The 6,501-nt window shown below is 42.8% G+C and carries 6 protein-coding genes; 2 read left to right on the forward strand and 4 right to left on the reverse strand.

The window, feature by feature from the left end:
• Window positions 1-447 (forward strand): T9SS type A sorting domain-containing protein (locus tag ACEW8U_RS07335; RefSeq protein WP_373521386.1); only part of this gene is annotated, 447 nt, incomplete at its 5' end.
• Between the two features lie 122 nt (window positions 448-569).
• Window positions 570-2,117 carry an IS1182 family transposase gene (locus ACEW8U_RS07340; protein WP_373521387.1) on the forward strand — a complete coding sequence of 516 codons (1,548 nt, stop codon included), beginning with the start codon at window positions 570-572 and terminating at the stop codon, window positions 2,115-2,117.
• A 318-nt stretch (window positions 2,118-2,435) separates the two neighbouring features.
• On the opposite strand, the gene ACEW8U_RS07345 is transcribed toward ACEW8U_RS07340, so the two are convergent.
• From ACEW8U_RS07345 to ACEW8U_RS07360, 4 genes are all read right to left on the reverse strand, one after another.
• Complete coding sequence (locus ACEW8U_RS07345) at window positions 2,436-4,217, reverse strand: glycoside hydrolase family 15 protein (protein WP_373521388.1); 1,782 nt, start codon at window positions 4,215-4,217, stop codon at window positions 2,436-2,438.
• A 97-nt stretch (window positions 4,218-4,314) separates the two neighbouring features.
• Window positions 4,315-4,623, reverse strand: a complete 309-nt coding sequence (locus tag ACEW8U_RS07350) for a type II toxin-antitoxin system RelE/ParE family toxin (RefSeq protein WP_373521389.1) — start codon at window positions 4,621-4,623, stop codon at window positions 4,315-4,317.
• Window positions 4,604-4,843, reverse strand: coding sequence for an addiction module protein (locus tag ACEW8U_RS07355; RefSeq protein WP_373521390.1), 240 nt, complete (start codon window positions 4,841-4,843; stop codon window positions 4,604-4,606). Before ACEW8U_RS07355 ends, ACEW8U_RS07350 begins: the two co-directional genes overlap by 20 nt.
• A 70-nt stretch (window positions 4,844-4,913) precedes the next feature.
• Window positions 4,914-6,500 carry a M1 family metallopeptidase gene (locus ACEW8U_RS07360; protein ID WP_373521391.1) on the reverse strand — a complete coding sequence of 529 codons (1,587 nt, stop codon included), beginning with the start codon at window positions 6,498-6,500 and terminating at the stop codon, window positions 4,914-4,916.
• Window position 6,501: the final 1 nt, after the last annotated feature.

Genomic DNA, 6,501 nt, shown 5'->3' on the forward strand with positions numbered 1-6,501 from the left:
TACCGCGATGCGAACCGCTGGAACGGTGACCTTGACGACATCAGGCTTTACAACAGGGCACTGGACGGAGCCGGGATATTCTCTCTGTATTCCAATGAAAGCATCATTGCCCGGCAATCAGCCGGAGTGGACAAAGGCCAGCTGGAAGAGAAATCACAGATTGAAATTTATGGGACTGCTGAAGAAGACAGCATGTTCGGCTTCAAAATTTATCCAAATCCAGTCGAAGACAGGCTACATATCCAAATGAACAGCAAGGAGGAAATCCAAGTTGATATTGTAGTCTATGACATGATGGGAAGACAGTATATCAACAGGTCAGCAGTTCCGGATAACGGTGAGATTGTACTTGATCTTGCATCGGTAAGGATGGCTTCCGGTACCTATCTTCTGATCGTCGATCAGGGACAGGGCAGGATGAAACAGGTTAAGTTTATCAAAAAATAATCTAGTTCATATTAAATAATAAAAGAGGCTGTCTCATAAGTCTCATTTAATTTAAATTGAAAGGCTACCTGATTTTTCGGGTAGCCTTTTTCTTGTTTAACTCAAAATTGTTATTTTGAGGTGTGGAAAAACAAGACTCAAATATAGTCTTTAAAGACTATGATCCCAACCAGTTGATGCTCCTTCCCCACAATTTGGGCGACCTTCTTCCATCAGAGCATCCCGCCCGTGTAGTCAGCACGGTTGTAGACAAGATAAACATCCAGCCCATCCTTTCGCAGTACAGTAATATGGGGGCGAGCAGTTACCATCCCCGCATGCTGTTGAAGGTGCTGATATACGGTTACCTGGAAAACTGCTATTCTTCCCGGAAACTTGAGAAAGCTGTCCGGGAAAACATCGGTTTCATGTGGCTTTCGGGCATGCAGCGCCCAGACCACAATACCATCAACCGTTTCCGTGGGGAAAAGCTCCGTGAAGTGATCCGCGAGGTTTTTTCACAGGTAGTGCTCATGCTTTACGATGAGGGACTGCTTGACATAAAAGATGTTTATACAGACGGGACCAAAATAGAGGCCAACGCCAACAGATACACCTTTGTCTGGGGAAAGGCTGTCAAAAAGAGCAGGGAGAGGATTGCAAAGCAGCTTCAGGAGCTCTGGGATTACGCTGCCGAAACGGCAAAGGAAGAACTCGGACAGCCCGAAGAGAAGTTTGAGAATCCCAGTCCCGAAAAAGTACTTGAGACCGTTGAGAAGATCAACACGGCACTCCAGGGCAAAGAGGTTGACCCCAAAGTGAAACAGAAGCTCAGATATGCAGAGAAAAACTGGCCCGGAAAGCTTGCAGAATACGAACAGAAGGAGGAGATCTTACAGGAGCGCAACAGCTATTCAAAAACCGATGAAGATGCCACTTTCATGCGGATGAAGGAAGACCACATGAAAAACGGGCAGCTTAAACCCGGCTATAACCTCCAGCTCAGTACCCACGGGCACTTTGTGGTCAACTACACCCTTCACCAAAAACCCAACGATACCACCACACTCATCCCGCATATGGATGCCTACCGGCAGATGTACGGAGCCTACCCCGAAACACTGACTGCCGATGCGGGGTACGGAAGCGAGGAAAACTATGCCGCTCTCGAGCATAACGGTACATCTGCGTATGTGAAGTATAATTACTTCCATAAAGAACTCAGGGAAGAAAAGAGGAAAAACAGGGAATACAGGCTGCTTGAAAACCTGTATTACGACAGCCAAAAAGACAGGTATATCTGCCCGATGGGACAGCCGATGGAAAGGGACGGTACCAGAACCGGGACAACGTCGACAGGATACAGACAGGAATATGCGAGATATACGGCATCAAATTGTGCGGGATGCCCTATGGCCGCTTCGTGCAGGCCGGGAAAGGGAAACAAAACCATTGAGGTCAACAGGACACTGGAACGGTTCAAATCAGTGGCAAAACAAAAGCTGACCTCTCCCGAGGGAATCCAAAAAAGAAAGCAGCGGGCCACAGACGTGGAACCTGTATTCGGGCACCTCAAGCAAAACAAGGGGATGAAGAGGTATGTGCTTAGGGGACTCGAAAAGGTGGAAATTGAAACAGGTCTCCATGTAATCGCCCACAACCTTTCCAGAAAGGCAGCAAAAGCAGCCTAAAAAGCACTTTCGGCGGACTATTGATCCCAAAAACACCATTAAAGATGATCAGCCCTGGCAAGGCAATAAGCTTCCGGTTTTGACCGGTATTCAAAAAACAAGGGGCCGATTTTCTGAAAATCGGCCTCTATGGCTTAATTTTGGCTGTTTTGAAAATTAACGGTTAATTTTGAGACAGCCTCCTCCCAAAGCACGATTCCGGTGGCCGAGATTGCCGAGGCCAAATTAAGGTTACCTCTATATCATTACCCTTTTCTAAACACTTTAATTATGTTGGGGACTCGGAATGACGCCTGCCTGCCAGATGCAACGTACTTTTTATAGAAAATTAGGCCGATCCAGCTTTCTGCCAATTCTAAACGCCGCATTCATCAATCCAACATGGGAGTAAGCTTGTGGGAAATTCCCCCATTGACTGCCTGTAGCCTGATCCACATCTTCTGAAAACAGGTTGAGGTGGTTGGAATATTTGATCAATGTTTCGAAGCCTTCAATTGCCTCATCCAACCTATTCACACAAGCCAATGCCTCAATATACCAAAATGCACAGATCAAAAATGTAGTCTCAGGTACCCCGAAATCATCCATATGTTTGTATCTATAAAAGAGGTAGTCCTTTGAAAGCAGCTCTTTTTCCAATTCCTTAAGGTGATTATTTGCCCGCTCTATATCATCACCAAAGTAACCCATAGTAATCAACTGCAAGGTCGAAGCATCCATATGTTTTGCGCCTATCGCCTGTGAATAAGCTTTCCTGTCAGGGAGGTAGCAAGCTTCTATTTTTGCAACAGCAAGATCCTTCAGGTACATTGCTTTCTCATACATCTTTTCATTTTTGAGACGTTTCCCGATTTTGGCTGCTGCCAAAGAACCTGCCCAATGAAAAAGGAATGTATAGCAATGTTCTTGAGCAAGACTTCTAAACTCCCATAACCCTGCATCCTTTTCATCCATCGTCTGTTCGATTTTATCCAAAAGATTCATGATCATAGGTTCTGAGTTACTTCGCTCTTTTGAGGTAAACCTTTGATCTGAATACAGCGGCAAAAGGGACACCAAAACCTGCCCATAAAGATCATTCTGAATATGGGTATAGGCCTGATTGCCAAACCTGACGGGTTTGTTTCCTAAATACCCCTCCAAATCAGAAATCTCTTCAATCAACAAGCTCTCTCCGGTTATGGAATAAAGTGGTTGGTACCTTCCATCTGCCCCTGTCGGAAGGTTTTGGATAAATTCAAAATATTTTTCAAGTTCTTCAAAGTGACCGACCCCACTAAAGGAAGTAAGGGTATAATAACTGTCCCTAATCCAACAATAACGATAATCCCAATTCCTCGTAGAACCGGGAGCCTCCGGAAGTGATGTGGTGGAGGCAGCGATGATGGCACCGGTATCCTCATATTGGTGGATTTTTAAGATCAATGCAGAACGAAGTACCAATCGCTGATGAAATCCAGAAATGCTGGTGGATTTGACCCATGATTGCCAGTAATCCGTGGTTGCTTGCAGAAATCTTTCAGATGTGGATTCAATCGGTGCTTCTAATGGCCTTCCATAAGTGAAAACCAAATATATGGGACGCTGGAGCACAAAAGATTTTCCCTCAGTAATATAAGTAAGGGCGGCATTTGATGTCAGTCTGATTTCCTGATCTTCACCCATATACCGGATATGATTACTCCCTATACTTGGAACAAGGGTCTTTTTGCCTCTATCTGCAACTGGCCTACAAGAGATTTTTATCCTAGGAGATCCAGCTATGGGTTCAATTTTCCGGATCAGCATGAGGGGTTTAAAATACCTGTCAAAATTCTTGAAACGTGGAGCAAAATCAGTCACTTTGTAACAGTCATGCCCGGTGCTAATAGTAGTCTCAAGAACATTGGTGTTTTCTATATAGGCTTGAGAAGATTCAAAATCTGACCCTTCTGGCAAAATGGTAAACTCTCCCCCTTTTTTTCTGTCCAGCATTCCACCAAAAATAAAATCCGAGTCAAACCGGGGCAGACAAAGCCAAGAAATATTGGTGTTCTTTTCAACATGGGCAATAAAGGAACAATTACCTATCAGCCCAGATTCATATATATGTTTGTTCATGTTGTTTAAAGGTTAGGTTTGAGAAAATAATAAAAATAGCTACCGGGTTCACGGCAAGAAAACAAAATCAGCTTTGGAATCCAAAGATTTACACTTTTTAAACCCTGTTTTTCCATTTTTTGGGATGCTGATTTGTATTAAAAACTGCTATTACATCAATATTTTTTCCATTGATAATATATAAAATCAAAATTGGGAATCTTCCCATAACATAAGCTCTGACTTTTTTCTTGTATCTAAATGCAAAACCTTCTGGATTGCTAGTAATTGCATTTTCAGCTAATTCAAGTTCCTCTAAAAATTCTTCTCCTAATCCTAATCTTTGATTTTCATACCAAAGAAAAGATTCATAAACATCCCATTCCGCTTCCTCAGATAATCGATAGTTATAACTTATCCTTCGCACTATTTTTTACCCTATTCTTAACAGCATCCCAAGAAGAAAATTTCATTTCACCAGCTTCATATTTAATTAGTCTGTTTTCCAGTTCCTCCATATACTCTGGTTTCAATTCATGCAATTTTTCGGATTCGTCTTTAAAAGCCAGAAGTTTTTCAAGAACAGCTTTATCCTGAAGTTCAGTTAACCAACGGATCAGATCAAATTTGACAGATTTTACATCCATATTATTTAAAATTAATTTATAAAGTTAACAATTAATACAATTAATTAATTTGCCCAAGCGTAGATGTTATTTAATTTCCCGACAGCAAATACCATCCATTCGGATCGACCTCAATTGGCCCTGCACTTCTTACCAGCACTGATTTGGAGGAAAGAATATGCCTCTCAAAACCATTTGAGGTTTTAATTTCCACCGGCATGGAAAAATCTATATTGGGCAAACTGACCTGATATCCTTTCTTCCCTTTTTTGGAAATTTTCACCTTGGGCACCCTGATGGTTTTGAGGTACATATCAAAGAATCCCTGTAACTCCATTCCGGTATATTGCTGTACAAATTCGGTGAAGTCATCGGTTTCAACAAGATTTTCATAGTTAAAGCGCTCATCAGATGCAAAGGCCTTGAGCATAGGAAAGAACACCTCATCCCCAATGTAATAGCGCAGTGAATGAATTATAAATGCTCCCTTGGTATAAATCTCAGGATGATAGGCTTGGTCAGAATTGGAGTTTCTTGGTGAAACTACAGGCCGTGCATGGGCAATCCCATTTTTGACCGAAGCCACCTTTTGATGGTAGGCATCTTCTCCCCCATGTTCCAGATAAAACAGCCAATCCCCATAAGCAGTAAGCCCCTCATGGATCCAGAAGTCCGCCCAGTCTTTGACCGAAACCTTGTTGCCAAACCACTCATGCCCAAGTTCATGGTGAAGCAGCCAATCAGCCTTCACATTTCCAATTTGTTCAAACTGGAAATTATTCCCATAAGCATTGATGGTCTGATGTTCCATCCCCAAATAAGGAGTTTCCACAACAGCGATTTTGTCATTTGGAAATGGATAGGGTCCAAAATATTTCTCATGGGTTTTGGCAGAAGTTTCCAATACTTCCATCAGGGAATTTGCTTTATCCCTGTTTTGCTGGAGCACATAGACAATCATTGGGATTTCGGTCCCGTCTGCACTGTTAAAAATTTTTGATTCTTCATGGAATATTCCCAGGGTAAAGTTGATATTGTAATTATTGATGGGATATTGTGTAGTCCAGTGATAGGTGACTTTTCCGTTTTGTTTTTGGGTATCTACCAACCTTCCATTGGCAGCCACAAAGTAGGGATATGGGGCAGTGAGAATAAGATCCACCCCGTTGGAAGGTTCACTTGATGGGTGGTCCAGGCAGGGCATGAAAATCTTTGCCCCTTCATTCTGGGAAGAAAGTCCCATCCAATGGTTATCCTGTTCATCTATCTCCCAAGTAAAACCTCCTGTCCATGGTGGGCGGATCGCGATTGGGGTTTGTCCACCATAGGATACCTCCACCTCAGTACAGGTACAATCGGAGGGATAAATGTCCAAAGTATCCCCAAAATGCCGGAATCCTACTTCCTCTCCATCCATGATGACTTTAGTCACCGTGTACTCCTCGATCAAGTTCAATCTCAAGGTATCCAACTTTTCGTCTGAGGAAAACGTGATTTTGTTTTTCCCATGGATCTCTTGCTTTTCGGGAAATATTTCCAGTTCCAACTGATAGTGCAGAACCTCATATTTTGTTTGCAGAGGATCAATTTTCCCTCCCCAAGCCCAGTTTTTTTGGATTTGGGAAAAAGTGCTGAAAGAGATCAGAAGTAAGGAAAGGATAAGGGAGGTTGTTTTCATT

The sequence above is a fragment of the Aquiflexum sp. genome, assembly GCF_041751335.1.
Taxonomy (GTDB): domain Bacteria; phylum Bacteroidota; class Bacteroidia; order Cytophagales; family Cyclobacteriaceae; genus Aquiflexum.

Bases quoted from the DNA above. Each gene is read 5' to 3' on its own strand.
- ACEW8U_RS07360 (WP_373521391.1), bottom strand. From the start codon at position 6,500: ATGAAAACAACCTCCCTTATCCTTTCCTTACTTCTGATCTCTTTCAGC.
- ACEW8U_RS07355 (WP_373521390.1), bottom strand. From the start codon at position 4,843: ATGGATGTAAAATCTGTCAAATTTGATCTGATCCGTTGGTTAACTGAA.
- ACEW8U_RS07345 (WP_373521388.1), bottom strand. From the start codon at position 4,217: ATGAACAAACATATATATGAATCTGGGCTGATAGGTAATTGTTCCTTT.